This window comes from Microbacterium abyssi (assembly GCF_015277895.1).
GTDB lineage: Bacteria > Actinomycetota > Actinomycetes > Actinomycetales > Microbacteriaceae > Microbacterium > Microbacterium abyssi.
The window spans coordinates 591,684-615,921 of record NZ_CP063815.1 but is presented as its reverse complement, the minus strand read 5'-3'; the positions used below and the strand labels follow the sequence as shown (position 1 = coordinate 615,921).

Here is a 24,238-nt window from a genome sequence, read left to right as displayed (position 1 = left end):
GCTTCGGTCTTCGCGATCAGGGCACGATCCGCAGGATGCGGTCGTCGTCGGGGCCGGGTTCGCCGCGGCCGTCGGTGTTGTTGGTCAACACCCACAGCGACCCGTCAGGTGCCACGGTCGCGTCGCGCAGCCGCCCGTACTCGCCCACGTGGTGCTCGGTCGAGTCGGCGAGATCGTCGAGCGGCACTTCACGGAGGCGTTCGCCGCGCAGGTTCGCGATCCAGATGGAGCCCTCCGCGACGGCCATGCCGCTGGGGCTGGCGTCTGCGGGCGCCCACTGCTGGACGGGATCGATGTACCCGTCCTCCTCGGCGATGCCCTCGACCTCGGGCCAGCCGTAGTTGCCGCCGGCCTCGATGACGTTGAGCTCGTCCCAGGTGTCCTGGCCGAACTCCGAGGCGTACATCGTGCCGTCCTCGGCCCAGGCCAGGCCCTGCGGGTTCCGGTGTCCGTAGCTGTAGACGGGAGAACCGTCGATGGGGTTGTCCTCTGGCACCTCGCCGTCGGGAGTGAGCCGGAGGATCTTGCCGGAGAGGCTTTCCACGTCCTGGGCGCTGGAACGATCGCCGGCATCGCCCACGGTGACGTAGAGCATGCCGTCGGGGCCGAACGCGATCCGCCCGCCGTTGTGGACGCCGGCGGAGGGGAGCCCCTCGAGGAGCACCTCTCGCGGCCCGAGACCCAGCGCGCCCGGATCACCGGTCAGTTCGTACCGCTCAAGCCGGTTGTCTCCGCTGGCGGTGTAATACGCGTACAGGTGCTCCTCGTGAACGGCGATGCCGAGCAGGCCGCCTTCGCCGCCCGGGACCGCCGCGTCGATCACTCCGACCTCGCGTGGAGTGCCGTCAGCGGCTAGTTCGAGCATTCGACCGGAGTCGCGTTCGCTCAGCAGAGGGGTCTCGTCGTGGAACGCGATCGACCACGGGGCATCCAGTCCGCGTGCGACGACCTCGACGGACGATGGCGCCGCGGAGGCTCCGCCGGTTTCGGATGCGCTGGTCTCGGATGCGCTGGGGACCGGCTCGTCGCCGGGTGTGGTGCACGCGACAAGTGCGCTCGTGGTCAGCGCAGCGATGACCATGAGCGACAACGGTCTGCGGACGCGTGTGCTGAGCGTTGTCACGTGGCACCACCTCCGAGGCACGTGCGGAAGGCGTCCCGGGTTCTGGCGCTCTACGTCAGGCGGGGTTGACCCGATCAGTGCGTCCACGAGTTCCGGTAAGACTCGGCGCGACGAAGATTCCGAGCAGGATCATGCCGGCGGCGAGGCCCAGGTGCAACCAGTTATCGGCGGTGTTGAGCGGCACGAAGTTCGCTGCGTGGTCTCCGGGGACGAACAGGCCGTACAACCACAACACAAGATAGACCACACCTCCGCCGATCAGATACCACCGTGAGGCCATCACCCGCATCGCGCAGACGATACCGGCTACTCCGAACAGCAGGTGCACGATGTTGTGGAGGATGGATACCTGGAAGATGCCCAACAGCATCGCCTCGGACATGTGCCCGGCGAACTGCATGGTCTCCATTTTCGTCGTCAGGCCGGGAATGAATCCTGCTATTCCGACGACGAGGAAAACGATTCCGATGATGAGTGCGGTCTTCTGAAGCGGGGTCTCCGCGAACGGGCGGTCTCCGTTGACCGAGTTGGCTCGAGTACTCATGCTGGCTCCTTCGTTCGGTAGGCGTGGGCCGTGCAATCGCCATCAACGCTCACGGTATTGACGCCTCTACGTGCACGACGAGGGGGTTGACATACGGAGGGCGTGCCGGATCGCGCATGGTGAGCGAGCGTCGGCTCGCTGCGGCTATCCTCACCTCATGACGACGACGTCACTGCCCCATGGTCGGCAGTTCACGCTCGCGTGGACCATCCCCGACGAGATCGGTGGACTCACGAGCGCGATGCTGCACCGATCGCGCGCATTCGCCAAACTCCCCGGTGTCTCGGTGGACGTGCTGACGTTCGACGACCGCGTCGACTATCCGCGCATCGAGGACAAGCTCCGCGAGCGCGGCGAGTTCGTCGATGCGATGCACCTGGTCAACCTCTGGGACTGGTTGCGTGAAAACGATGTTCCCCGGGCGAAGAACCCCGTGGGATCGCCCGAACGCGCCTTCACCCCACTCGCGACGGATCCGGCATATCGCTCGGAGTACCGCGAGGCCCGTGAGCTTCACCGGGTCAGGCTGGCATCGGACGGGAAGACGGTCCTGCAGACCGACCACTATCGTGCAGACGGGTCTCTGCTCGCGAGCAACCGACAGGACACCGACCAGCGCGGAACGCTCGGCGGACGATCCGTCGTGATCTGCGATCGCCGTGGGGAACCAGTGCGATCATGGGGCACCACCTGGTCGCTGTACCGCTACTGGCTCGACCGGCTCACCACCGGCGACGGAGCGTGCTTCCTCATCGCCGACAGCAAACCGGTTTCTCGTTTTCTTCGTTCGTACCGGCGCCCGGACCGCACGACCGTAACCGTCGTGCACGGCTCCCATCTGGCTGGGAACATCGGACCGTGGGGCAGACTCCGCCCCTCGCGCGCGGAGGTGATCCGCCACCTCGACCAGTATGACGCAGTGGTCTTCCTCACCGAACGGCAGCGCCGCGATGTGCAGCTGCGCTTCGGGAGCCGTCCGAACCTCTGCGTCATCCCGAACAGCCGGTCATTACCGGCGCCGTTCGACCACGAACGACCCGTGGGCCGAGGCATCCTGCTCGGGGCCTTGTCAGGCCTCAAGCGCCCAACCCACGCGGTACGCGCCGCGCTGCTCGCGCGCCGATTCGACCGAAACGTGACGCTCGACATCTACGGCAACGGGCCGAGACGGGCCGCTATCGACGAACTCATCATCAGTGCCGGCGCGACCGACGCGGTGCGAGTCCACGGCTACCAGGCCAGTGCACGCGACCAGTTCGAGCAAGCGTCTTTCCTGCTTCTCACCTCACGCTCGGAGGGCTTCGGTCTGGTGCTCCTCGAGGCGATGGGCGCCGGCTGCATCCCCATCGCCTACAACATCCGCTACGGACCCGCAGATCTCATCGAGAACCGCCGCAACGGCTTCCTCGTCACCACCGGCAACATCGCCGGTCTCGCCCGCGCGATCCTGAAGCTGCAACGGATGCCACAGGCCCACCTCACACAGATGCGCCAGGCAGCCCGGCGCACGGCAGAGCGATACACAGACGAAGCCGTGCTCGATCTGTGGGCACGAGAGCTCGCGGCGGCGCGTGAACGAAACGCCTCTGACCAGGGATTTAATGGCGGAGACGGAGGGATTTGAACCCTCGGTCCCCGTGAGGGGACTCCACCTTAGCAGGGTGAATCTCCATGCCTTCGTCCACGATGGCTCTGATGACGCCGTTTCGTACTCTCGCTTGACAACCGCGTGGTTCTGCAGCCTTCGGAGCTTCTGCGAGCTCGACTCGTCACGCACGTGAGGCGCCACACTACTCGTCAAGATCGCCGTTCTCCGGACGCTCCGGACACTTTTCGGACACTTGATGGGCACGGTAATGCGCCTGGTAGCCGGTCACCTGGGTGCGAGCCAGCCGAGGTTACGAAACACGTTCTCGGAAGCAGACGGCTCTGCCTCAACGCCTCTGCGCCCGGACCTGATCGCGAGAATCTTCCTGTCCAATTCCGCCCGTCTTCGTAGAACGAGTCCACAAAACTCTCCACTTGAGCGATCAGGTGTTGCCTGGACAGCTTGGAAGCCTTGCGCGACTCGGTTTCTTTGGAGTGATGGGCGTGAGGAACGAATCGGTGACGACTGATCGTTAGCGTCGGGAGGCGCTGGCGGCGAGGCTGTCATCATGCCCGGTCCTTATCCCAGAGAATTCCGCGAGGACGTCGTCGCGGAAGCTCGCAGCCGCGAGAGCGGTGTCACCATCAAGCAGATCGCCGGTGATCTCAGCATCACCGAAGCGACGTTGCAGAACTGGCTCTGCCAGGCCGATGCCGATGACGGTAACCGTCCCGGCCAGACCGCCGCGGAGGCCGCGGAGGCGGCGGAGGCTCGCGAGTTAAGAAGCGGATCCGGTTGCTCGAGCAGGAGAACGAGGTCCTGCGGCGTGCGGCGCGTATCTGTCGTAAACGAACCTGAAACTCGGCGGCTCCCCAAAATGACGTACCCGCTCGTTGCTGGAGCTCGCCGACGCGGGGATTCCCGTGACGGTGTCGTGTCGGGTTCTCAAGTTCGCCCGTACTCGCTCAGACGCATGGCAGGATAACCCGGTTGGGTTATCCTGAGCTTGGTGCGCTTGGCGAAGTGCCGTGATCCGGAAGGAGCGCTATGCGGACGTTGATGCTCAAGATCACGGCAGCAGCGTTGCTGGCGCTCGTCTCAGTGGTAGGCGCCTCCGCTCTGCCGCATGCGGCTTCAGCCTCCGCCGCAGAGAGCGCCATCACAAGCACACTGGCAACAACCGCATCGTCCTCTAGCGCAGATTCCGCGGCTGCGACCTCCGATTCCTCGAAGATGATTTTTGGCCAGGTACTTGAAGCGTCCGTCATTGCATCACCTGCTTTGATCACGGCTGGCGTGTGTGCAGCGCTGATCGGGTGCTGCATTCTGGTGTTGGCTCTCCTCCGCCTCTACCTCGGCAGCGGTCGTAAGCATTCTTGGGTCGCGACGCAGCTCCGTATGTCACCCGTCGTTTCTGCTGCGGTGCCGCTGACTCGGCTGATCCGTCCGTCATTGGTTCTTCTCTCCATCAGCCGAACCTGATTCCTGCGCTGACGCGCATTCACGTCTGCTCGATCGAGCGATGTGAATATCTGGCGCGTTCTTTACTGGGCTGCGTCGCGCAGCTCTTTGGTGACGGTCATGCCGCGCACCAAACATGAGCACCAAAGAATCACCGTTCACGCTGGAGAGACATTGAGAATCGTTCCCGTTTCTATCGCAACGGTTGTGGCGGCCACGTTGTTGCTATCGGGCTGCGCCGCCGACCCACTGGCCGAACAGTACGCGGAGATCGCCGACACAGGCTACGCGTCTGCGGATGGCACCATCTCCGAATTCGCGCCGGGCGATCGCGGCGAGACCGTTGCGTTCGATGGCACCACAGATGAGGGCAACCTGGTGTCCAGCAGTGATTATGCCGGCGAGGTGCTGGTGGTCAACTTTTGGTACGCGGCGTGCGCTCCCTGCCGAGTTGAAGCTCCGGATCTTGCTGCTTTGTCGGCCAAATATCAGGATGCTGGCGCCAGCTTCCTAGGTGTCAATGTCTACGACCAAGCAGAGACATCGCTCGCATTCGCGAGAAATTTCGACATTACGTATCCCTCGATCCTCGATGCCAACTCGGGGGCTGTCCGGCTCGCGTTTGCAGGTCACGCTCCACCCAGTGCGGTGCCGACGACGTTGGTTCTCGACAAGCAGGGCCGCGTTGCCGCCCGATTCATCGGTCTTATCGACGAACCTTCGATACTTGACACCATAATCAGCGACCTCATTGCAGAGGAACCGTAATGGGTACGATCGATCAGATCGTGGTGTCAGGGAGCCTACTGATCGCCATCCCGTTGGCACTTCTCGCCGGGCTCGTGTCATTTGCCTCGCCGTGCGTATTACCGCTGATCCCCGGCTATCTCGGCTACGTCGGCGGACTCAGCGACAACGACAGCCGCGCAGACCGACGGAGGATGCTGCTGGGCGTGCTCCTTTTCATCCTCGGCTTCAGCGCGATCTTCGTGACGCTGGGACTCCTCTTCGGGACAGCGGGACTGTTGTTGGTGCCGTGGATGGATCTGATCACGCGCATTGCCGGCGTGATCATCATCCTGATGGGCCTTGTTTTCATCGGAATGTTCACGTCGATGCAGCGCATGATCAAGCCCCGCTGGAAGGTCGCGACCGGCCTGGCAGGTGCGCCCTTTTTGGGCATTGTCTTCGGCCTGGGCTGGGCTCCATGTATCGGTCCGACCCTGGCGGCTGTTCTCGCGCTCAGCTTGAACGGGGGCTCTCCCGCCCGTGGCGCACTGCTCGGCGCGGTCTACTGCCTCGGCCTCGGCATACCGTTCCTCCTGGTCGCCCTGGGGCTGAACTGGGTGACCGGGTCAGTGAGCTGGCTTAAACGCCACATTCGCATCATCAACATCATTGGTGGCGTGTTGCTGATCCTCGTCGGTATCGTCATGGTCTCCGGGTTATGGACAGCGCTGATGTCAGGCCTGGGAGGGGTGATCAGCGGTTTTGTCCCGGCCATCTGACCACATCGACACCCCGCCGCCCGCACCCAACCGTGACGAGATCACGCAACCGGCACTCGGTGTGAGCGGGTACCTACGGTTCTTCTGGCGTCAATTGACAAGCATGCGAACAGCGCTGTTGCTGCTGCTGCTGCTGGCTCTCGCCGCTGTCCCCGGCTCATTGGTGCCACAGCGCAGTTCGGATCCGAACGGAGTCATTCAGTACTTCAAGACCAACCCTGATCTGGCTCCGATCCTCGATGCCCTGCAGCTGTTCGATGTCTTCACCTCGATATGGTTCTCCAGCATCTATCTGCTGCTGTTCCTATCCCTGATCGGATGCGTCATCCCGCGCACCGCTCACCACTTCAGAGCACTGCGGACACCCCCGCCGAAGACACCGGCGCGGCTGGAACGTCTGGCCGGGTTCAGTTCCGTGGAATCGACGGACACGGATGCGGCCACTGCTATCGAGTCCGCACGCGCCCTCCTGCGCAAGAGTGGCTACCGCGTCCGCGTGTTTGACGGGCCGAACCTATCCGTGTCGGCCGAACGAGGCTACCTGCGGGAAACTGGCAACCTCGTGTTCCACACGGCGTTGATCGGCGTGCTCTTCGCAGTAGGGATCGGTGGAGGCTTCACATACACCGGTCAGCGAGTCATCGTCGAAGGACAACCTTTCGTGAATGTCCTGAGTGACTATTCAAGCTTCACTCCTGGGCGGTTTTTCGATGAGAGCATGCTGCCGCCGTTTCAGATGGTGCTGGAGGATTTTTCCGTCGAGTATGAGCAGGAGAACGTCAACGCGTTAGGGTTCCCCATCGACTACACCGCGGACGTCTCCATCTCCATCCCAGGAGAACCGGTCTCCCGCGGCACCGTCAAAGTCAATCAGCCTCTGCCTCTGTTCGGCTCAGACGTCTTCTTACTCGGCAACGGCTACGCACCTCGCATCACAGTGACGGACGGTGAAGGGAATGTGGCCTTCACCGACACCGTCCCCTTCCTACCTCAGGATGCCAATCTCACCTCGATGGGTTTCATCAAAGCGCCCGACGCACTGCCGCAACAGATCGGCATGATCGGGTTTTTCTATCCCACTGCGGGGGAACTCTCCACCGGTGCACTGACCTCGATACACGCGGACCTTCTCAACCCACTGCTAACCCTCAACGTGTACACGGGCGACCTGGGCCTCGACGACGGCATTCCCCGCAACGTGTACCAACTCGACGTCGACGGGATGACCCAGGTGGCCGGAGGGAACACCGGTACCGAGGCGATCAAGCTCCGCCCGGGCGAGACAGCACCACTCCCCAACGGGCTGGGAACGGTCACCTTCGAGGACGCGAACCCCGACCCATCCACGGCGAAAGACTATGCAGACAGCGTCCTGCGGTTCGCTACTTTCGACATCACCTATGACCCATCGCGAGGGTGGGTGCTCGCATTCGCTCTGCTCTCTCTCGGCGGGCTCCTGACCGCCTTGTTCATCCCTCGTCGCCGGGTATGGGTGAAAGCCATTGAGAGCTCAGGGGTGGTGCGGTTGGAGTACGCCGGTCTTGCACGCGGGTATGACCCGGGCCTTGAACCTGCCGTCAACGACCTCCAGAAACGACACCGCCAACAACTCAACATCAAGGACACCCCATGACCCTCATACTCGATGAATACTCACTCCTCACGGTGTACACCGCGATGGGCATCTACACGCTCGCGTTCGTGATGTTCGCGATCGACATGGCGAAACGATCCACCCGCAAACTGGCACCCGTCAGCGTGGACTCACAGCGTCGACATAGCGACGCCCAAGGAGCCCTCGCCACCCTCCAACAAACCGATCCCCCGCACCAACCGTCGAGCTACAAGTTCGAGCGGATCGCCTTCTCGCTCGTCGTGCTCGGCTGGGTGTTCCACGCCGCGGGAGTTGTACTGCGCGGGATGGCACAGGGCTTCGTGCCCTGGGCGAACATGTACGAATTCGCGCTGATCTCGTCCGCCCTTATCAGCGGCGTCTTCATCGTCATACAGTGGTGGCAGAACCTGAAGTTTCTGGGGGTCTACATCACGGGGTTCACCCTGATCACATTGGGCGTCGGTAGCGTCAATTACTACGTTCCGGTGAAGCCGCTACCGCCGGCGCTGGACTCCTATTGGCTCGTCATCCACGTCATCGTCGCGTCCCTGGGAACCGCGCTTTTCGCCATCGGAGCCGGACTCGCAATTGTCCAGCTGCTGCAAGCCAGACGCGAAGCAGGTAAGAAGTCGCTTGCGCTGTTGAAGACACTGCCCGACGCCATGAAACTGGAGAATCTCACCTACTTCACAACCGTGATCGGTTTCGTCTTCTGGACCTTCACCCTCATTGCCGGCTCCATCTGGGCGGAGCGATCCTGGGGTCGATATTGGGGATGGGACACGAAAGAAGTGTGGACATTCATCATCTGGGTCATCTACGCCGGATACATCCATGCACGAGCCACCCGAGGATGGCGTGGTACACGTTCCGCGTGGCTGGCGATCATCGGTTTCCTCGCCGTCATCTTCAACTACGCCATCGTGAACGTCTTCATCCCCGGCCTGCACTCGTACTCAGGGCTCTGAAGATCTTGCAAACGCTCACTTCCCAGTACGACCGTCAGGGCGGCCAGGTCATGAACACCAATCCCACACCCCCAAACAACGTAGGTCCAGGTGGCACAACTGGAAGGGATCGAAGCGCCCGCCAAACGCTTCTCATCCGCCTACGAAGACTGAGAACGCACAGTCTCCCTTATTTAGGACGGAGGACGGGACCGTGGAGCTGATGAGGGGTCGCCCGCTGGTTCTTCGCGACGCTCACGAGCGGCTCCCGCTCGCCCTTGTCCGGACAACAATCACCGCGAACGAGCCAAGGAGACGGTGTGTTGACTGACGCGATCCTTCCCTTCTTCCCTGAATGGTTCCGTTTCGACCCCACAGGCGCTTCTCCCATCGTCGCGGTGGCGGCATTGCTGCTGTGCGGGTGGTATGTGCACGGTGCGATCTGGATGTGGACGCACCGCAGGCGGTGGGCCGTGCCGAGGACGATCGCATTCGTCCTCGGCTGTGCGCTGATGTTCATGATCGCCACGTTCGGCGTGAACCGTTACGCGAGCGTCTCGCTCACCGCGTTGATGTTCCAGCAGATCACGGCGATGACCGTCATCCCCCCGCTTCTCATCGCCGGTTCTCCCGGTCGTCTCCTGCTCCGCAGCACCCCGCACCACGGAGCAGGACGTCTCGTCTTGCGGGCGGCTCACGCCGGGCTCCGATCGCGATGGGCGCGTGCGCTGCTGCACCCACTCATGCCCATCGTGATCGCTCTCGCGGTGTTCCCTGCCCTCTACCTAACGGACCTCATCAGCTTGGTGATGGCGACACGGGTCGGAGCCGACCTCCTCCTCGCCTTCTTTTTGGTTGCGGGCATCGTTGCAGCCGTGCCGCTGTGGTCCTCGGACCCGCTTCCGAGGGCGCCCTCGTTTCCGGCGCGGCTCGTCGACATCTTCGTGGAGATACAGATTCACGCCGTTCTCGGGCTCATCCTGATCCGAGCGGGCACCCCGCTGCTCGCCGCGTACACAACCCCGCAGCAAGGGGTGGATCCGGCTTACGACCAAGCCATCGGCGGGATGCTGCTGTGGACCTATGCCGAGCTGCCGCTGCTCATTGTGCTCATCGTCTGCCTCTCCCGTTGGCATTCACGCGATCGTCGCCGTGCACGCTTGAACGAGTCCCAAGAAGACGCCGAGCTGGAAGCGTACAACGCCTATCTCGAACAGATCGATCAGAAGAATCGGTCACGATGACGAGAGGTCGGGCTGGATGGTGCGACTGCCAAATGTATTGGTGTCAGTGATGCTCGGTGAATATCGAGCATCGAGGGCGAGCGACGTTGTGCCGCTGGCATTCCAAAGCACGATGGACACGTCAGCATGGGCTGAAGCGATCTCCGCTCCCACGCATATCTGCGAGACCGGTCGTTCTTGTGAACCTGTAGGACCGACAGAAGGGGCTGTGTGAACGAGAAGACGAAGGATCCTGTGGCAGCAGCAGCCGAGGAGTGCGGCTGTGCACCTACACTCGCCGAACGCGACTCCCTTTGGAAGAAGGACGTGAGCCGACGCGGAGCGTTCGGGCTCGGAGTCCTCGGCGTCGCCGCCCTCGCCGCATTCGGCTTCAGTTCCGGTATCTCGGTCGCGTACGCCGCGTCGTATCCCAGCTGGGACGACGTGCAACGAGCCAAGAACAACGAAGCCGCCAAGACCGCTGAGATCACCCGTATCAACGGGCTGATCCAGTCCCTGACGCAGAAGGTCGCCGAGACGCAAGCTGCCGCCAAAACGGCATCAGATGAGTTCTACACCGCACAGCAGGAGTATTTCGCCTCGATCACCGAGGCTGAGAGCCTGCAATCGCAGGCCGACGAGCAGGCCGAGATTGCGGATGCTTCGGCCCGCAAGGCGGGTCAGGTCGCAGCCCAGCTCTATCGCGACGGCGGTGACGACACTGTTCTCAAGCTCTTCTTTGCCGGCTCAGCGGCCAATGCTGACGAATTGCTCTCGCGTTTGGGCACCATGGACAAGCTTCTCGAGTACAACCAGTCGGTCTACGATGAGGCGATCTCGGCGCGCAACTCCGCTCAATCGTTGACTGACCAAGCGAAAGTTGGCCGCGACGAGCGCGACCGCCTGCAGCAGGTCGCTGAACAGAAAATGGTCGCAGCACAGGACGCGGCAGCGGCAGCACAGGTTGCGCTCGACGAGCAGGCCGCGAACCTCGAAACGATGAAGGCTCAGCTCGCCGCCCTGAAAGACACCACCACCCAGACCGTGTCTGACTACCAAGCCGGGGTTGCCGCCCGCGCCGCAGAGGAGAAGGCGCGCCGCGCACGCGAAGCCGCCGAAGCCGCGGCCAACGCTGGCGGGAACAGCGGAGGCGGCGGGGCAGGAGGATCCCCCGGCTGGGTGCGCCCTCATGGCGGCGCTCGGAGCTCAAGCTACGGTCCGCGTACTCCGATCTGTGGCTCTCAGGGCTGCTCGTCGAGCTACCACTACGGCGCAGACCTCGCCAACGGGTGCGGCGCAGCGATCTACGCCGCAAACTCCGGCACCGTCGACTACGCCGGACCGAACGGAAACTATGGCAACTACATCCGAATCCAACACGGCGGAGGCGTCAGCACCGGGTACGCGCACATCAAGCCCGGCGGCATCATCGTTCGCAGCGGTCAATGGGTGAGCTCCGGTCAGGTCATCGCCTACGCCGGTGACACCGGGCGTTCCTTCGGCTGCCACCTGCACTTCGAGGTCTACATCAACGGCGGGTACACCAATCCGGTCCGGTTCATGGAGGCCCGAGGCGTCTACGTCTGAGTCTTCTTAGACGAAGACGTACCCAATCTGATGACGATGGCTTGCGTGGATCGACGCGACGCGCGCTCGCAATCTGACCCGCCAGAGCAGGGGCTTCGTGGTGACTGACGATAGGGATGCGCCGGTCAGGTGCTCGTTGCGATGGCTTCGCCCAATCGGTTGATTCCGACGGGCGATCTGCTGACGGCACCCGAAGAAGCGGTCGCGTAGGGAGAGGTCGACGCTGTAGGCGACGAACGCGAACAGTAGGTGGGCGATCGCCGCCCAGACCAGCAGCAGCGAGATGCCGACGAGGGAGAGCGTGTCGGTTCCGTTCATAGCGAGATCGCCCTATCGATCGAGGCGGTTCGGGGTAGACATGAGTCAGCCCGCGTTCGCTTGAAGCCAGGCCAGTGAATCTACGGCGGTTCCCTCGATGTACACCTCGAAGTGCAGGTGGTTCGCGGTAGAGCGGCCCGTGCTGCCGACCAATCCGATCAGCTGCCCGGCGGAGACCTTTTGTCCGACGGCGACTTGTCGGCTCCCGGTTTGCATGTGCGGGTAAATCGTTCGGACCCGCTGGCCATTCACGACCGATTCCAGCACGACCGCCACACCATAAGCGGAGTAGCTGTCCTGCGAGATTCTCACGACACCGTCGACGGAAGCGAAGACCGGGGTGCCGCCGGCGGCCAGCATATCCGTGCCCATGTGCACCCCACCTCGAGCGCCGAAGCCGTCACCCAAGGTGAAGGGACCACCCAGGGGCCAGCGCACGACACCGCTGCCTGGCGTCACCATGCTGAATTCGAACCGGGCAGTGGCGAGCTGGGCGTTGGCACGTGTGGAGGCAGCCTCGGCCGCCTTCTTCTGCGCGATCTCCTCTGGCGTGGTTGCCGAAAAACTCCCCCGTATGAGCGGGGGAACCGACACATCTGAGGCGACGACCAGGGATTGCGCAGCAGTTGCCCCGATCTGTTGAAGAGTCTGATTTTCGATGTCCGTAGGCATGGCGGCGTATGACGGCAGCGCGAAGGCGGTGATCAGTCCGCTCACCGCTGTGAGGATCGTCATCGTCCGCGTCATCCGTTTGACCGCCGCGAAGAGTCGCGGCCTTCCTGTGGAGGCTCTCGGCTCGCGGCGGGGGCTCATCTTTTGTCGCCGGGTTGCGTCGAGGCGGCGACAGCGGCGAGTCAGAAGAGCTGGGTGCAGTTCGCCTCCAGGTGACTCATATTGTTCGTCCAAAGTTGACTTCTTTCGTTTCGACTCGATGTTCACGCCGAGTCCTCCCGAGTTTTCGCCGCACTCAGTGCAGCCACGTGGCGGGTCGCGAGCCCGTCGACCGCGCTCTGCCGTGCGGGTCTCCCCCTCGGGCGAGGCCCGGCGTACTCGACATGCACGCCAATAGAGCTCGTCCGCGCTTTCACCCAGAGTCCACTGTGAGGCCACGACGCCATCGCCACTTCACGAGCCGTCCCACGCTGGAGGTGTCTTCTTCCATGACCGGTGGCATCCCTCAAGCTCAATCTCGGGCACGTCGTTTTCGGATCTGGCCCACCATGAGCGAAATTGACACGATTCCAACGCCCACAATGACCGCTCCGATGATTATTGGGATCACGATGCCCACGGATTCGTCTCCCTGATCCGGGAGTGCCGAAGGCGAGGCTTCGGGGCTTGCTGTGACATCTGTGTCTGTCGTCGGCTCGGGAGCCGATGCTCCGGGTTGTGCGCGGCTGTCCTCGTTCCCACACGCCGGTAGATCCCAGCCGAGAGCCGGCTCGACGTCGCCCGACGGTGCGTAAGTGAATTCGTATCCCTCGGAGATGGGATGTCCGTCACTGGACACGGCGTTCCACACCACGGAGTAGATGCCTGGTTCGCCGAGCTCCACAGCGGTTGAGAGGATGTTGCGGTCGATCGTGGAGCAGGTGGATTCATAGAACAGCCCATCGGGGTCCTGTATCTGCGCGAAGCTTGCTCGGCTGAAATCGACGAGCTCACCGCTGAAGGTGAGGATGACCTCGTCGAGCTCCGTGACGGTCTCATCCGCAGCTGGTGAGGCTTCCAGCAGGTTGTCATGCGCGAAGGCTGCCGGGGTGGGGCCACTGATGGCCGACAACGCAGCGAGGGCGATGATGGCTCCAGCAGACCAGGGGGCTTTTCGTGCAGTCATGCGTGAATGTCCTTTCGTGAGACTTGTAAGACGTCGGTGTCGGTGCGCGGGTTACTGTGCTTCCAGCGGATGACCATTACGGCTGTTAGTGCCGCAAGCGTTCCTCCTATGGACAGCGCAATGATTCCGCCGACGGCCTGGTCCTGCATCGGGGTGAGTCCCCACGTGCGGCCCATCGCGCCGAACCACTCCGACACCATGAGGTCGGATCGGGTAATGATGGCAACGGCGAACAGCGCGGACACCAGGGTCAACGCGATAAGCGTGCTGAGCAGCCATTGGCGCGAGAGTTGGGGTGCCGACTCTTCTGTGCGGAAAAGCGCGGCGACAAGCACGCACCCCGTCAGGAGCAGATGGGTGATCAGCCATTCGTAGCCGAGTTGGTCATACAGCGACCAGCGCAACAAGTCGGTGTAATGGACCACCCACAACGAGCCAGCGAACAACGTCGCGGCGAAGACCGGGTGCAACGCCAGTCGCGCCACGGGGCTTTCGGCTGCCTGAAGTATCCACTCCCGTATACCTCGGCTTTCATCCTTTCGTGGACGGATGGCGGCGATCGCGAGAGTGAGAGGTGCCGCAGATGAAAGCAGAAGGGGTATGACGAGGCTCAACAAGGCAAGCAACAGAAGGCGCATGCTGATCAGATAGTCGCCGTAGACGGCGATCGGGCCGCTGGTCGTCCACAAGAGCAGCGCCATGGCGGCGATCCAACTCACGATGCGGAGCATGGGCCAAGGTTGCTCGCTTCGGAGACGCCGGACGCCCGCCATGTAGAAGAACACTCCGAACGCGGCCACGAACACCCACAGGAGATCGGGACTCCATGCGGTGAACCAGCGCTCTACGGTGAGGTCGGGCGGCACGGGCGCATCAGTGAGGATCTCCGCGGCCGTCGTTTTTGCTACGGGCGCCGTGTCGGCCGGCGCCGCCGTTCGCGCAAGCGCGGCAGCCGCCCCACTCGCAATCCCCATGAATGCCAGCTCGATACACACGAATACCCAGAACATGTCGCGTCCTGCGCCAGCTTTCGCGATGAGGCGACGCCGGTAGAGCGCCCCAAGGACACCCATGGCCAGCAGAGTGACGATCTTCGTGAGCAGGATGAAGCCATACGGAGTTGCCAGGTCTTCCCATCGTCCGATTGCTGTGAGTGCACGTGCGTATCCCGAGACGGCGACGATGATGAAGGCGACCAGCGCGAGCGTCGAGTATCTGAGGAGGAGGTCTTCGAGGGAGGTTTGCGGGACGACGGGGCGAACGACGACAAGAAGCGTCAACCCACCGAGCCACACGGCGGCCGAGACGACGTGTAGGACGAGGGACATGACGGCGGTGTCGTGATTGGCGAGGTCGCCGGAGTGTCCTTGCGTCGCCATGGGTACCAGGCTGATGAGGGCCAGCAGCGCAGTGATGAGCACGGCGCCGTACCCGCGCACGGCAAATGTGAGCACTGTGACGGCAGCGGCCAGGACGGCGGTAATGAGCCATGCTCGCCCGAGCTCGGTGTCCAGAAGGAAGCGTCCCAGTTGCGCGCCGAACTCTGATCCGAGGCTGACTTGCGGGTTGAAGGATGACAGGAATGTGAGGAACGCGACCGCCCCGCTTGCCACGGTGAGTACCGCAGCACCTGTGGAAGCGACGTCGAGCGCGATATTGAATGGCTTCGTACCGGCTGCGAGTCCGAATAGTGTGAGTACGAGAGCTCCGGCCATTACCGCGCCAGACACGTTCACGAACAGCTTGGCGAACGGAAGGCCCCAGCGCACCAGAGCACCTGGGTCGTTGGTGAAGCGGGGGTCCGCGCCGCCGCCGATCATCAGTGCGATGGCGGTGGCGATGATTGCGGCGACGAGCAGGATCGTCGGCCCGGTCAGGCGGAGGAAAGCCGGACTCACGGTGTACTTTCCCCGCCCTGTGCGTCGTCCTCTTGGGCGGCTGGCGTTGTGCACTCGCTAGTCTTCGGCAGTTGCTGGACGGCTCCGGCCAGCGATTGAAGGACACTGTCAGCAGACAGGATCGTCGTGTCCACGTACACCTGCACGGCAGGCTCCCGTCCGTACGTTGTCAGGCGCAGCTTGGGCGTCTCGGATTCGTCAACGATCCAGTCCACGCCGCTCAGGCTGACGCACTGCTGTGTTGTAGGGGCAGGCGGCTCCAGGCCGCAGGTGATGAGTACGCTGCTAGGCGTTCCCCACGCAGCTGTCGCCTGAGCGTCCGTCCAGACGCGGCTTTGATCGCCAACTGAGTCCGGAAGACGCACGGTAACTTCCGCACACAGCGGGTCATTGGCTTCCACCGCCGGTTCCATATGGATCGTGGATGCGCAGCCGCTGAGTCCCACCATCACCGCTGCGGCGGCGGAGGCGATAAGGAGCCGAGTCGTAGTTTTCATAGGTTGTTCCGTTCGCGGCTTGCGCCGCCGGTATTGCGAGTGTGGCGCAGGGCAAAGGTGGCAATCAGCAGCGCCAACAGGCTTGCGCCGCCGAGGACTGGGCCGATCCACGGCATCAGTGCCACTGCGGGGGTGATGCCGGTGTGGCGGGGCACTTCGCTGATCTGCGCTCCGGTTGTGTCCACGGATAGTTCCGAGAGCACCGTTCCGTCGTTACGGATGATCTGGCTGGTGCCCGTGGTGGAGACGTTCACGACCGTCCGACCGGTCTCGATGGCACGCATGCGTGCGGTAGCCAGTTGTTGCAGGTTCTCGTCCGTTCCTCGGAAGTCGGCGTTGTTCGTCTGGAACACGTATAGCTGCGCTCCGGCCATCGCGCTTTCTCGGATGACGTCGTCGTAGATCACGTCGAAGCAGATCGCCAATCCGATGCGCATGTTTGCGACGTCCATGACAGGTGCATTTGAACCCGGGGTGTACTCCCGCTGGATCAGGCCGATGAGGTCGGGAGCGACGGCTTCATAGAACCATCGATCTGGAACATACTCACCGAACGGCACCGGGTTGGTTTTGTCGTGGAGTTGCACCGGACCGTCCCCTCCCCACAGCAGTGAGGTGTTGAATGTGTGCCCCTCACGCTGTGTTGCTGCGTTCGCCAACGCGGGTGCTCCCATGTCGCGGACGAGTCGGTCAAGCCTGGCGGCGGTCTCCGCGTCGCGGAGCGGGTCAGAATCGACGGATCCCTCAGGCCATACAAGAAGATCCATCTGGCGTCCGGCCAGCGGGGTACTCGCCGCTTCCTGCGCGTCGAGGATGGCTCCAGCAGATTTGGCGTCGAAATAGCCACTCGGGCCGTTGCCTTGCACCCACCCGATCCTCATGGTCCCGACTTGCTCTGTGGGGAACAGCGGGATGAGCACGGTAAGGAGTACAACCAGCACGGCGGGAATCGACCCTCGCCGTCGACGCTGACTCAATGCCTGTAGGACGCTCGCGCAGATAAACACCATCAGGAAGGACAGCCCTGTCGTGCCAACCCATGAGGCGGCGGCGACGAAGGGACTGTCAACGAGAGTGAGACCTGTCCGCGCCCAGGGGAAGCCACCGTATGGCCAGCTGCCCATCACGGTTTCTCGCAGCACCCAGAGGCCGGCCACCATTGCTGGTGCGACCGTTGAGAGACCTCGCGAGGAGAGGGCGAGCCGGTACGCGAGAGCGATCAAGACGCCACCGGCGCCGAACAGCATCGATTCCAGGCCCGCCAGTGCCACCCAGGGTACCGGCCCCAGGAACTTCGACACCCACACGAGGTGTGTGAAATAGAAAGACGCACCGAAGAGGAGCGAAACAAGGAACGCGGCCGGGAGCGAACGCCCTCGCAGCGTCCAGAGCGCGACCGTCACGCTCACGAAAGCAACCGGCCACCAGCCGATTTCGGGGTAGGCGAGGTCCAAGGACGTGCCGGCAAGGAGCGCCGCGACCACCGCGAAGCGAAGTGGCAACGTCGGCGGGATGATTCGCGGCGCAGCCCCACGTGGGGAGGGTCGCCGCTCTCGCTGCGCCAGGTGAACCATCGAAGAGTCAGCGTTCAACGTCACCGGAGCTCAGCTTGTTCAGGTATTGGTTGTAGGCATCGAGTTCTGCATTGCCGTGCGCGTCGACGTACCGATCTGCGGCAGCAGCGGTAGCCGTATCGTCACGAAACCACCTGTGCATGACGTATATCAACATCAGCACTGTAGGCGCCTCACCGTACGACCACGCGAGCCCACCGGCGAGACGTTGGTCCTCGAGCGGGTCGATGCCGAGAATCTCGGTCGAGGAGACGAAGGAGCCGACGAGAATCGTGCTCCCCATCATCAGAAACACTCCGAAAAACGCATGAAGTGCGGCCTCCGCGAAGACATCGAGTGCACGTCCGCCGTGGCCCATCCTGATGGGCAGCGGATCGGAGGACAGCACAGGAATGGTGAACAGAACTCCAGCGACGAGGAATGCGACCTCGAGCGCGATGTGCCCGCCGGTCAGCGCGAGAATGATGTCGGCAGAGCCCGCCAGGTAGAGCCCATAGAACGCCAGCAGGTAGAGCGGCACGGTGCACCAGGGACTGAGCGCCCATCTCCCAGCGCGACTCCGCAACCCGATGTGCGCGCATTGGAGGACAATGCGTCCGATGCCGCGATGCGGGGTCGCTCGCAGCAGCAGGTTTCCCGGTGAACCGAGGACCAACAGCGGCGGCACCGTCATCATCAGTGTGAGCTGCTGGAACATGAAGACGGACACCATTGCGTACCCGTATGCCTCAACCCCGAGGCCGGTGACGGCGGCGAGGAGGACGCAGCCGAGAAGGAAGCTGATGGTCCGCCAGAGCGGCCACCGTCGACCTTTCACCCACAGCCTGAGCGCTCCAACCAGATACACGACCGCGAGCAGCACCGCAATGAGGGGCAGCACGGGAAACGGTGTTGCTGTTGGCGCGATCAGCGTCTCAAGAGTGGGAGGTACGTCAGGGGTCCAATCGTTCATCGCACCGGACCCAAAGAGAAGGCATCGCCTGCGGTGGTAGCGGACGTGCGCCGTGTGGCGAATTTCGTGACAACGCATGTCGGCGCGGGACCCTCACCCCGCGCGAGTTCGGCGTACTCGATGCCAACACCGTCCGGCACGACCCGTGCCTTCACCCAGAGACGCCGACGCGGAACCAGCAGCCCAGCGAAAAGTCCCAGTGTCGCGAGGAGTGCGAATGCAAGCACCCCGCCAGCGGATGGGTCGCGTTGCGTTTGCAGCGACGCGAAGCGCTTCACAGGATTCTCCGGAAAGGCGATCTCCCAGGTGACGGTGCCCCAGCAGTTCGGAAGGTCGGCGGTCGATCCCGGAGTGAGTTCCAGGGTTCCAGGCCCCCTGTTATCACCGGTGTGCTGACTCAGCCCAGTGATGTCCAGTACGTAAACGGATCGCAGGGTTCCGTCGTAAACTCCCAAACCTCCGCTGTAGACGATGAACGTGATGTCGGGGTTCTCGTCGGGGGGCTTGATGATCCCGAGGGTCATGTTCGAGTCCTGTGGCAAGAACGGCAGCGAGTCGCTGCAACGGAGAGCAGTTTTCGGTTCATTGTCGAATCGTCCTGATGGTCGCACCGGCAACGATGAAGACGACGGCCGCGGCGGGTTGGACCGTTGTCCATACCGGCCCGGAGAAGGGAAAGGGCGCCACGGGGTTCCAGATCACTGCGATGGCTACGAACACCGGAATCCACCACCAGTGTCGCGCCTGCATGGCGAACCAGGCAACGATCAACGCAAAGATGGATGCCACAAACTGGACCAGGGGCGCCCAGTCCGCAAGGATCAGCGCCGGGGCGAGGAACAAGATGGCTGCCGCGATGAGGCTCGGCGCGAGGGCGTTTCTCTGATATCGGGAAGGGGCTGGTGTTCCCCGGTTCATGGTCAGCTCACCGTCTCCTCTACTGACGGGTACCCGTTCATAGTCAGGTCTGGTTGCGTGGTGCGTCGGCCACTCCTTCGAAGGCCGGCGACCACAAGGAGGACAGCGCCGACACCGAGAGCGACGTCGGCGAGATTGCCGATGAAGAGGTCCCCATAGGCGAGGAAGTCCGTAACATGGCCCCTGCCAAACGCAGGCGGCGCGAAGAGCCGGTCGATGAGGTTGCCGACCGCACCTCCCAAGATGAACCCGAATCCGATGGCCGACCCTCTGTTCCGAGTTCGCGCAGCTGCAACGAACAGAAAGGCCGTCGCCGCAATTCCGATGAGCGTGATGAGTCCAGTGGCGCTGGAGCCGAATGAGAAGATTGCGCCGGGGTTGAACGCCAATCGAAGACCAAGAACGTCGCCCAGAAGAGGTGTACGTCCGTATTGGCCCAGCTCGCTGACAGCCAGAGCCTTCGATCCCTGGTCCACCACGACGACGCCGGCAGCGACGATGAGAGCCGCGGCGAATCGACGTAGACGGCTACGCGTCATCGCGGGCATCCTTTGCGGCTTTGGCTCCTCGGTCTCGTTGGCGGCGTTGACGACCCATCAGGAGTACGCCGAAGACGCCGCCGCCGAGGATGATGGCGAGGGCGCTCAGGACGAGAGCGGGGAGGAATTCGAATGCCCCGCCACCGGAGGGGGCGCCGCCGTATTCCTTCGTCGTTTCAGTGGGGGAAGCAGAAGCTTCAGTCGGCGGTTCTTCGGAGGGCGAAGGACTGGCGCTCACACCTTCTGTTGTGTCGGCGCCGGAGCCGATGGTCATGGGCTCCACGGTGTACGTGTACTCGCCGCTGACGGGATGCCCATCGGCGGAAACGACCTTCCAGCGCACGGTGAACACGCCCGTGGCGGCCTCTGGCGTGAGGTGCTGAGTGATCGACGTGCCGCTGATACCCGGAGCATCGATTGCGACATTTGCTCCCTGCTGGTCGAGCACCTCGATGACGGACGCGTCTTCCATATCCGTGAGCGCTCCGCTGAAGCTCAGCGTGATCTCATCCGGAGAGCCCTTAATTGTGGTGTCCGCTTGTGGATAAGAGGAAACGAAATCGTCGTGCGCTGCGGCGGGGGTAGAGATGCCGAGCACGCTGCCGAGGGCGATGAGCAGTGTGGCCAGGCCAGCGACGGGTGCTGAGTGTTTTTTACTCATGAGTGAGGTGTTCTCCGGGGAGCGATTCGGGTTCGATCTGGAATGTGGAGTGTTCGATGCTGACGGTGAAATGCTCGGTGACGCATTCCTGGAGCTTTGTCAGCAGCGCAGCGGAGTCCTGCATGGTCGCTGCGGTGTCGACGACGACATGAGCACTCAGCGTGGGAAGATCTGTCGATACCTGCGTCGCGTGCAGGTCGTGAACGGCAACCACGTGCGGGAGCTCGAGGATGTGTCGTCGGACCTCGTCAAGGTCGAGGCCCTGAGGAGCGGATTCCAGGAGCATTCGGCCGGAAGCGCGCAACAGGATGACGGTGCGCGGGATGATGAGTAAGGCGATTAGAACGCCGGCTACCGCGTCCGCTTGGTACCAGCCCAAGAGCGCGATGAGGATCGCACTGGCGATGACGGCGACGGATCCGAGGGCGTCGTTGACGACTTCGAGGAACGCGGCACGCATGTTGAGGTTCTGCCCGCGTCCGCCCACAAGGACAAGCAGGGATGCGATATTGGCGACCAGTCCGACGATGCCGAAGAACAGCAGGCTGCCTGACGCGATCTCCGGAGGCTCGAACAGTCGCCTCACACCTTCGACGAGCGCGAAGAGGCCGACGCCGAGTAGCAGCGTGGCTTGCGCGAGAGCGCCGAGTACTTCCGTGCGCCGCAGTCCGAACGTGTAGCGGGAAGTAGGTGGCCGGTTCATCAGATGTGCGGCGGTGACGGCCATCGCGAGTCCGATGACATCGGTGAGCATGTGCGCCGCGTCCACGAGCAGCGCGAGACTGCCCGTGATAACCGCGCCGATAACCTCGACGACGAAGAACGACGCGGTAATCGAGAACGCGATAATCAGGCGTTTGCGGGGGGTGGCATTTCCGGTCCCGTGGCTGTGACCTACTTCCGTCATGATCGGTATTCCTTCAAGGGCGGTCGGTGATCTGGTGGGCGATGGTGAGCGCGTCTCGCCACGCTCCGGTGATCGTGTCGGCTCCCCGCACGCTGTGGCTGGGCATCCCGGCGACGAACAGGCCAGGCACGTTGGTTTTCGTGCGCGGAAGTTTGTGCGACGGCTGTTCGGGGAGCCAAGAATCTCCGGGCGCGTATCCGGTGGCAAGGATCACTGACGTCGGCTCCATCTGCGATCCGTCGGCGAACGTCACCGACGCACCACCTGCATCTACGACGGCTGGCGCCCGCACGATCCCCGGGGGAAGGCGAGAATGGTCTCCGAAAACTGGCTCAGGGCGTCGTACGCGTGACAGCCACGGCACCATCGGGCCGGCTGCCGACGCGTACTGCTCCCGTGCCCGATATCGACGTCGTGTCCGCGACGAGAGTGTGACGTCATGAGAGCTGCAGAGTTCTTCGGCGAGCTGGACACCGCTGTTGCCTCCGCCGACGATCAGTACGCTGCCTGGCGGGATCTGCGCGGGGTATTCGTACTCGCTGGAGTGGAGTACGAGGCCTGGGACTAGCATCGTCCGCGACCATGCCGGGATGCGCGGCACCGTGGCGGCACCGGTGGCGCAGACGACGTTGCGCGTTTGGATATCCCCGCTGGATGTCGACAGGTGAAGGGTGAAGCCTACGCCAATCTGCGTCACCTCTTGGGCTTGCACTCCCCACGCGGTTCTTACACCGAGTTCAGCTTCCACCGATGCCAGGTAGTCGAGCATCTCATCGGCGCGCGGGTAACGGCTCTGGTCTCCGGGAAAAGGGAACGCAGGTAGGGCGCTGTGACGTGCGTCGCTGAGAAGCACCATGGAATGCCATCGGTTCGCCCAGCTGCGATGTCCCTGAGGTGCCGCGTCGATGACGGCGAAGTCCCTCTGTGGCTCCAGGCCCTGAGCCTTCAGCGCGGCGGCAACGGCCAATCCGGCCTGTCCGGAGCCCACGATGATGACCCGTCGGTGCGATAGTGTCCGCGCCATCACAGATCACCATTCACCGCTGACTCGATGCTGTTCTCAAGGTCGTCCCACTTCTCGAGGGTGACGGGTTCACCGTCGACGAAGAACGTGGGAGTGCTGCTGACTCCGAGTCGATCGCCTTCATTGACATCCAGCTCGACCCGGTCCGCCGTTGCAGGGTTCGCGACAGCTTCATCGAAGGCCGCCATATCCAACCCGAGCTCCTCAGCGAAACTTCGGAAGAGATCGGCGCGTGAATCCTGTGCCTCGCCCCACTGCGTTTGTGTTTCGAACAACCGGTGGTACATATCCTCAAACCGGTCCTGCTGCGCGGCCGCCTCGGCGGCGATCGCCGCGTTCTTGGAGTTGAAATGACCAGGCAAGGGGAAGTAGCGGACCACGTAGGTGATCTCGCCGTCGTACTTTTCACGGAGGTCCTCAACGATCGGGTAGAACGCGCCGCAAGCTTCGCATTCGAAGTCCAGAAACTCCACCACTGTCACCGCCCCCTCGCCTCCGTCGTCGAGGACATGTGAGCTTTCTCGTATCACCTGCGGGTTCTCGCCGCCTTCAGCGACGGGCGTCGCATTGTTCTGGCTGACAAGGACGTAGATCAGCACTCCCACGAGCAGTACGACCACAAGCGCAACGGAGGCGAGAGCGGCCTTCACAAAATTCTTCACAGACACTCCAAACACACACAAAAGGACACGGATCCCGGCAACAACAGCCGGGTGAGCGCCATCACAAGGAAGATGGCGCTGTGCGGAGTGTGTTCAGGTGCGTGACAGAGAGAGCTGCGTCAGCGAAAGAGGCGCGGTGAAAGGTCTACCCGTCGCAAGAGAGGGCGCACGCATGCGAGGCAGACAAACCAAGGCGCGCAGAGGCACTCGGACGGAGAGCGCACGCGCGATAACAAACATGAGGAAGCAACAGGCGATACCGAGCAGACATCCTGCTACACCGAGGATGACTCCGTCATCGACCGCAGCACCTGGGATGGGGACTTCTGCGGAGTACGTGTCTTGTGTAGGCGTCGACGCAATGTCGACCGAGATAGTCAGGATAGATGTCTCGGACTCGTGATTCTCTCCCGACCACGCTCCGAGCATCAGGATCAGTGACAACCCGATCCCGGTAATGATCTTCGTTATCAGTGATGTCTCGGAGAGCAACGCCTTCGCGCGTTTGCTAACCGTCGGGTTCATGTCTGGACAATAATATCAGCCGCATCCACGTTGACGCGGGCAGGGCGCAGTCTCGCAGGCGCAAAGGTTACCCTTCAGATCGGGTGACACGGTCGCGTCGTGGCGAGTTTGCTCACGCCTGGGCTGGCGCAGCTCGTCTCTCACTCCGATTAGTCCGGCGATCTGCCCGTCCGCCTCGACGATGACGACGGTCGTCGACAAGTTCGTCTGTTTTGTCGGCGGAAGGAAGTACTCCGGAGGGAACTATCTGCGTGAGTTCCTCATGCCCGACACGTGAAGTCCTGCCAAGCAAGTTCTCGATCGATACGTTGACGATCGGGCCGAGATGTT

Annotated in this window: 25 protein-coding genes and 1 tRNA gene; 9 read left to right on the top strand and 17 right to left on the bottom strand. The window is 62.8% G+C overall.

Translation table 11 applies throughout. The features are described 5' to 3' along the window. Positions 1 to 16: 16 nt before the first annotated feature. Entirely contained in the window at positions 17 to 1,081 is a 1,065-nt protein-coding gene (locus tag IM776_RS03020) for a PQQ-dependent sugar dehydrogenase (protein ID WP_194422483.1), read from the bottom strand. 97 nt (positions 1,082 to 1,178) lie between these two features. Continuing rightward, a complete protein-coding gene (locus tag IM776_RS03015) occupies positions 1,179 to 1,667 on the bottom strand; it encodes a DUF4383 domain-containing protein (protein ID WP_194421581.1) in 489 nt (162 codons plus the stop codon). Between the two features lie 157 nt (positions 1,668 to 1,824). Between IM776_RS03015 and IM776_RS03010 the strand changes: the two genes are divergently transcribed. Next, on the top strand, positions 1,825 to 3,291 hold the full coding sequence (locus IM776_RS03010; protein WP_194421580.1) for a glycosyltransferase: 1,467 nt from the start codon (positions 1,825 to 1,827) through the stop codon (positions 3,289 to 3,291). Here the strand turns inward: IM776_RS03010 and IM776_RS03005 are convergent. Next, a tRNA-OTHER gene (locus IM776_RS03005) sits at positions 3,270 to 3,352 on the bottom strand. The two genes, IM776_RS03010 and IM776_RS03005, sit on opposite strands and share 22 nt — an antisense overlap. A gap of 471 nt (positions 3,353 to 3,823) precedes the next feature. Between IM776_RS03005 and IM776_RS15935 the strand changes: the two genes are divergently transcribed. The 8 genes from IM776_RS15935 (at position 3,824) to IM776_RS02965 (ending at position 11,596) form a co-directional block, all read left to right on the top strand. Next, on the top strand, positions 3,824 to 4,240 hold the full coding sequence (locus tag IM776_RS15935; RefSeq protein ID WP_422730933.1) for a transposase: 417 nt from the start codon (positions 3,824 to 3,826) through the stop codon (positions 4,238 to 4,240). A 74-nt stretch (positions 4,241 to 4,314) separates the two neighbouring features. After that, positions 4,315 to 4,737 (top strand): hypothetical protein, encoded by a 423-nt coding sequence (locus IM776_RS02995; RefSeq protein WP_194421579.1) that lies wholly within the window; start codon positions 4,315 to 4,317, stop codon positions 4,735 to 4,737. A gap of 42 nt (positions 4,738 to 4,779) precedes the next feature. Further along, positions 4,780 to 5,484 (top strand): TlpA family protein disulfide reductase, encoded by a 705-nt coding sequence (locus IM776_RS02990; RefSeq protein ID WP_228479889.1) that lies wholly within the window; start codon positions 4,780 to 4,782, stop codon positions 5,482 to 5,484. Further along, the gene (locus IM776_RS02985; protein WP_194421578.1) at positions 5,484 to 6,224 is read left to right on the top strand and encodes a cytochrome c biogenesis CcdA family protein; all 741 of its coding nucleotides are present in this window, start codon (positions 5,484 to 5,486) and stop codon (positions 6,222 to 6,224) included. The genes IM776_RS02990 and IM776_RS02985 overlap by 1 nt, the downstream gene beginning before the upstream one ends. Before the next feature lie 103 nt (positions 6,225 to 6,327). Then, the gene (resB, locus tag IM776_RS02980) at positions 6,328 to 7,857 is read left to right on the top strand and encodes a cytochrome c biogenesis protein ResB (RefSeq protein ID WP_228479888.1); all 1,530 of its coding nucleotides are present in this window, start codon (positions 6,328 to 6,330) and stop codon (positions 7,855 to 7,857) included. Beyond that, positions 7,854 to 8,807, top strand: coding sequence for a c-type cytochrome biogenesis protein CcsB (ccsB, locus tag IM776_RS02975; RefSeq protein WP_194421576.1), 954 nt, complete (start codon positions 7,854 to 7,856; stop codon positions 8,805 to 8,807). The genes resB and ccsB overlap by 4 nt, the downstream gene beginning before the upstream one ends. A gap of 302 nt (positions 8,808 to 9,109) precedes the next feature. Then, positions 9,110 to 10,030, top strand: a complete 921-nt coding sequence (locus IM776_RS02970; protein WP_228479887.1) for a cytochrome c oxidase assembly protein — start codon at positions 9,110 to 9,112, stop codon at positions 10,028 to 10,030. 210 nt (positions 10,031 to 10,240) lie between these two features. After that, a complete protein-coding gene (locus tag IM776_RS02965) occupies positions 10,241 to 11,596 on the top strand; it encodes a M23 family metallopeptidase (protein WP_194421574.1) in 1,356 nt (451 codons plus the stop codon). 6 nt (positions 11,597 to 11,602) lie between these two features. On the opposite strand, the gene IM776_RS02960 is transcribed toward IM776_RS02965, so the two are convergent. The 14 genes from IM776_RS02960 to IM776_RS02895 form a co-directional block, all read right to left on the bottom strand. Then, positions 11,603 to 11,914, bottom strand: coding sequence for a hypothetical protein (locus tag IM776_RS02960; protein WP_194421573.1), 312 nt, complete (start codon positions 11,912 to 11,914; stop codon positions 11,603 to 11,605). Positions 11,915 to 11,959: 45 nt separating this feature from the next. Next, positions 11,960 to 12,649, bottom strand: a complete 690-nt coding sequence (locus IM776_RS15920) for a M23 family metallopeptidase (RefSeq protein WP_323741047.1) — start codon at positions 12,647 to 12,649, stop codon at positions 11,960 to 11,962. A 448-nt stretch (positions 12,650 to 13,097) separates the two neighbouring features. After that, positions 13,098 to 13,751: a copper resistance CopC family protein gene (locus tag IM776_RS02950; RefSeq protein ID WP_194421572.1), complete on the bottom strand. Its 654-nt coding sequence runs from the start codon at positions 13,749 to 13,751 to the stop codon at positions 13,098 to 13,100. Then, on the bottom strand, positions 13,748 to 15,649 hold the full coding sequence (locus tag IM776_RS02945; RefSeq protein ID WP_194421571.1) for a bifunctional copper resistance protein CopD/cytochrome c oxidase assembly protein: 1,902 nt from the start codon (positions 15,647 to 15,649) through the stop codon (positions 13,748 to 13,750). The genes IM776_RS02950 and IM776_RS02945 overlap by 4 nt, the downstream gene beginning before the upstream one ends. Then, entirely contained in the window at positions 15,646 to 16,062 is a 417-nt protein-coding gene (locus IM776_RS02940; RefSeq protein WP_228480013.1) for a DUF3515 family protein, read from the bottom strand. Before IM776_RS02940 ends, IM776_RS02945 begins: the two co-directional genes overlap by 4 nt. Before the next feature lie 80 nt (positions 16,063 to 16,142). Then, complete coding sequence (lnt, locus tag IM776_RS02935) at positions 16,143 to 17,630, bottom strand: apolipoprotein N-acyltransferase (RefSeq protein ID WP_228479886.1); 1,488 nt, start codon at positions 17,628 to 17,630, stop codon at positions 16,143 to 16,145. Positions 17,631 to 17,727: 97 nt separating this feature from the next. Further along, positions 17,728 to 18,672, bottom strand: a complete 945-nt coding sequence (locus IM776_RS02930; RefSeq protein WP_194421569.1) for a cytochrome c oxidase assembly protein — start codon at positions 18,670 to 18,672, stop codon at positions 17,728 to 17,730. Continuing rightward, entirely contained in the window at positions 18,669 to 19,283 is a 615-nt protein-coding gene (locus IM776_RS02925) for a cytochrome c biogenesis ResB family protein (RefSeq protein WP_228479885.1), read from the bottom strand. The genes IM776_RS02930 and IM776_RS02925 overlap by 4 nt, the downstream gene beginning before the upstream one ends. Beyond that, positions 19,255 to 19,590: a DUF6804 family protein gene (locus tag IM776_RS02920; RefSeq protein ID WP_194421567.1), complete on the bottom strand. Its 336-nt coding sequence runs from the start codon at positions 19,588 to 19,590 to the stop codon at positions 19,255 to 19,257. Before IM776_RS02920 ends, IM776_RS02925 begins: the two co-directional genes overlap by 29 nt. Positions 19,591 to 19,592: 2 nt before the next feature. After that, a complete protein-coding gene (gene lspA / locus IM776_RS02915) occupies positions 19,593 to 20,129 on the bottom strand; it encodes a signal peptidase II (RefSeq protein WP_194421566.1) in 537 nt (178 codons plus the stop codon). Continuing rightward, positions 20,119 to 20,790 carry a copper resistance CopC family protein gene (locus IM776_RS02910; RefSeq protein WP_194421565.1) on the bottom strand — a complete coding sequence of 224 codons (672 nt, stop codon included), beginning with the start codon at positions 20,788 to 20,790 and terminating at the stop codon, positions 20,119 to 20,121. The genes lspA and IM776_RS02910 overlap by 11 nt, the downstream gene beginning before the upstream one ends. Further along, positions 20,783 to 21,697 (bottom strand): cation diffusion facilitator family transporter, encoded by a 915-nt coding sequence (locus IM776_RS02905; protein WP_194421564.1) that lies wholly within the window; start codon positions 21,695 to 21,697, stop codon positions 20,783 to 20,785. Before IM776_RS02905 ends, IM776_RS02910 begins: the two co-directional genes overlap by 8 nt. Before the next feature lie 13 nt (positions 21,698 to 21,710). Further along, positions 21,711 to 22,721: a flavin-containing monooxygenase gene (locus IM776_RS02900; protein WP_194422479.1), complete on the bottom strand. Its 1,011-nt coding sequence runs from the start codon at positions 22,719 to 22,721 to the stop codon at positions 21,711 to 21,713. Then, positions 22,721 to 23,383, bottom strand: coding sequence for a DsbA family protein (locus tag IM776_RS02895; RefSeq protein ID WP_194421563.1), 663 nt, complete (start codon positions 23,381 to 23,383; stop codon positions 22,721 to 22,723). The genes IM776_RS02900 and IM776_RS02895 overlap by 1 nt, the downstream gene beginning before the upstream one ends. Positions 23,384 to 24,238: the final 855 nt, after the last annotated feature.

Bases quoted from the DNA above. Each gene is read 5' to 3' on its own strand.
- IM776_RS02940 (WP_228480013.1), bottom strand. From the start codon at position 16,062: ATGGAACCGGCGGTGGAAGCCAATGACCCGCTGTGTGCGGAAGTTACC.
- IM776_RS03010 (WP_194421580.1), top strand. From the start codon at position 1,825: ATGACGACGACGTCACTGCCCCATGGTCGGCAGTTCACGCTCGCGTGG.
- IM776_RS02950 (WP_194421572.1), bottom strand. From the start codon at position 13,751: ATGACTGCACGAAAAGCCCCCTGGTCTGCTGGAGCCATCATCGCCCTC.
- IM776_RS15920 (WP_323741047.1), bottom strand. From the start codon at position 12,649: ATGACGATCCTCACAGCGGTGAGCGGACTGATCACCGCCTTCGCGCTG.
- IM776_RS02930 (WP_194421569.1), bottom strand. From the start codon at position 18,672: ATGAACGATTGGACCCCTGACGTACCTCCCACTCTTGAGACGCTGATC.
- IM776_RS02910 (WP_194421565.1), bottom strand. From the start codon at position 20,790: ATGAGTAAAAAACACTCAGCACCCGTCGCTGGCCTGGCCACACTGCTC.
- IM776_RS02995 (WP_194421579.1), top strand. From the start codon at position 4,315: ATGCTCAAGATCACGGCAGCAGCGTTGCTGGCGCTCGTCTCAGTGGTA.
- IM776_RS02985 (WP_194421578.1), top strand. From the start codon at position 5,484: ATGGGTACGATCGATCAGATCGTGGTGTCAGGGAGCCTACTGATCGCC.
- IM776_RS03020 (WP_194422483.1), bottom strand. From the start codon at position 1,081: ATGGTCATCGCTGCGCTGACCACGAGCGCACTTGTCGCGTGCACCACA.
- IM776_RS02920 (WP_194421567.1), bottom strand. From the start codon at position 19,590: ATGAACCGGGGAACACCAGCCCCTTCCCGATATCAGAGAAACGCCCTC.
- resB (WP_228479888.1), top strand. From the start codon at position 6,328: ATGCGAACAGCGCTGTTGCTGCTGCTGCTGCTGGCTCTCGCCGCTGTC.
- IM776_RS15935 (WP_422730933.1), top strand. From the start codon at position 3,824: ATGCCCGGTCCTTATCCCAGAGAATTCCGCGAGGACGTCGTCGCGGAA.
- IM776_RS02960 (WP_194421573.1), bottom strand. From the start codon at position 11,914: ATGAACGGAACCGACACGCTCTCCCTCGTCGGCATCTCGCTGCTGCTG.
- IM776_RS03015 (WP_194421581.1), bottom strand. From the start codon at position 1,667: ATGAGTACTCGAGCCAACTCGGTCAACGGAGACCGCCCGTTCGCGGAG.
- ccsB (WP_194421576.1), top strand. From the start codon at position 7,854: ATGACCCTCATACTCGATGAATACTCACTCCTCACGGTGTACACCGCG.
- IM776_RS02900 (WP_194422479.1), bottom strand. From the start codon at position 22,721: ATGGCGCGGACACTATCGCACCGACGGGTCATCATCGTGGGCTCCGGA.
- lspA (WP_194421566.1), bottom strand. From the start codon at position 20,129: ATGACGCGTAGCCGTCTACGTCGATTCGCCGCGGCTCTCATCGTCGCT.
- IM776_RS02905 (WP_194421564.1), bottom strand. From the start codon at position 21,697: ATGACGGAAGTAGGTCACAGCCACGGGACCGGAAATGCCACCCCCCGC.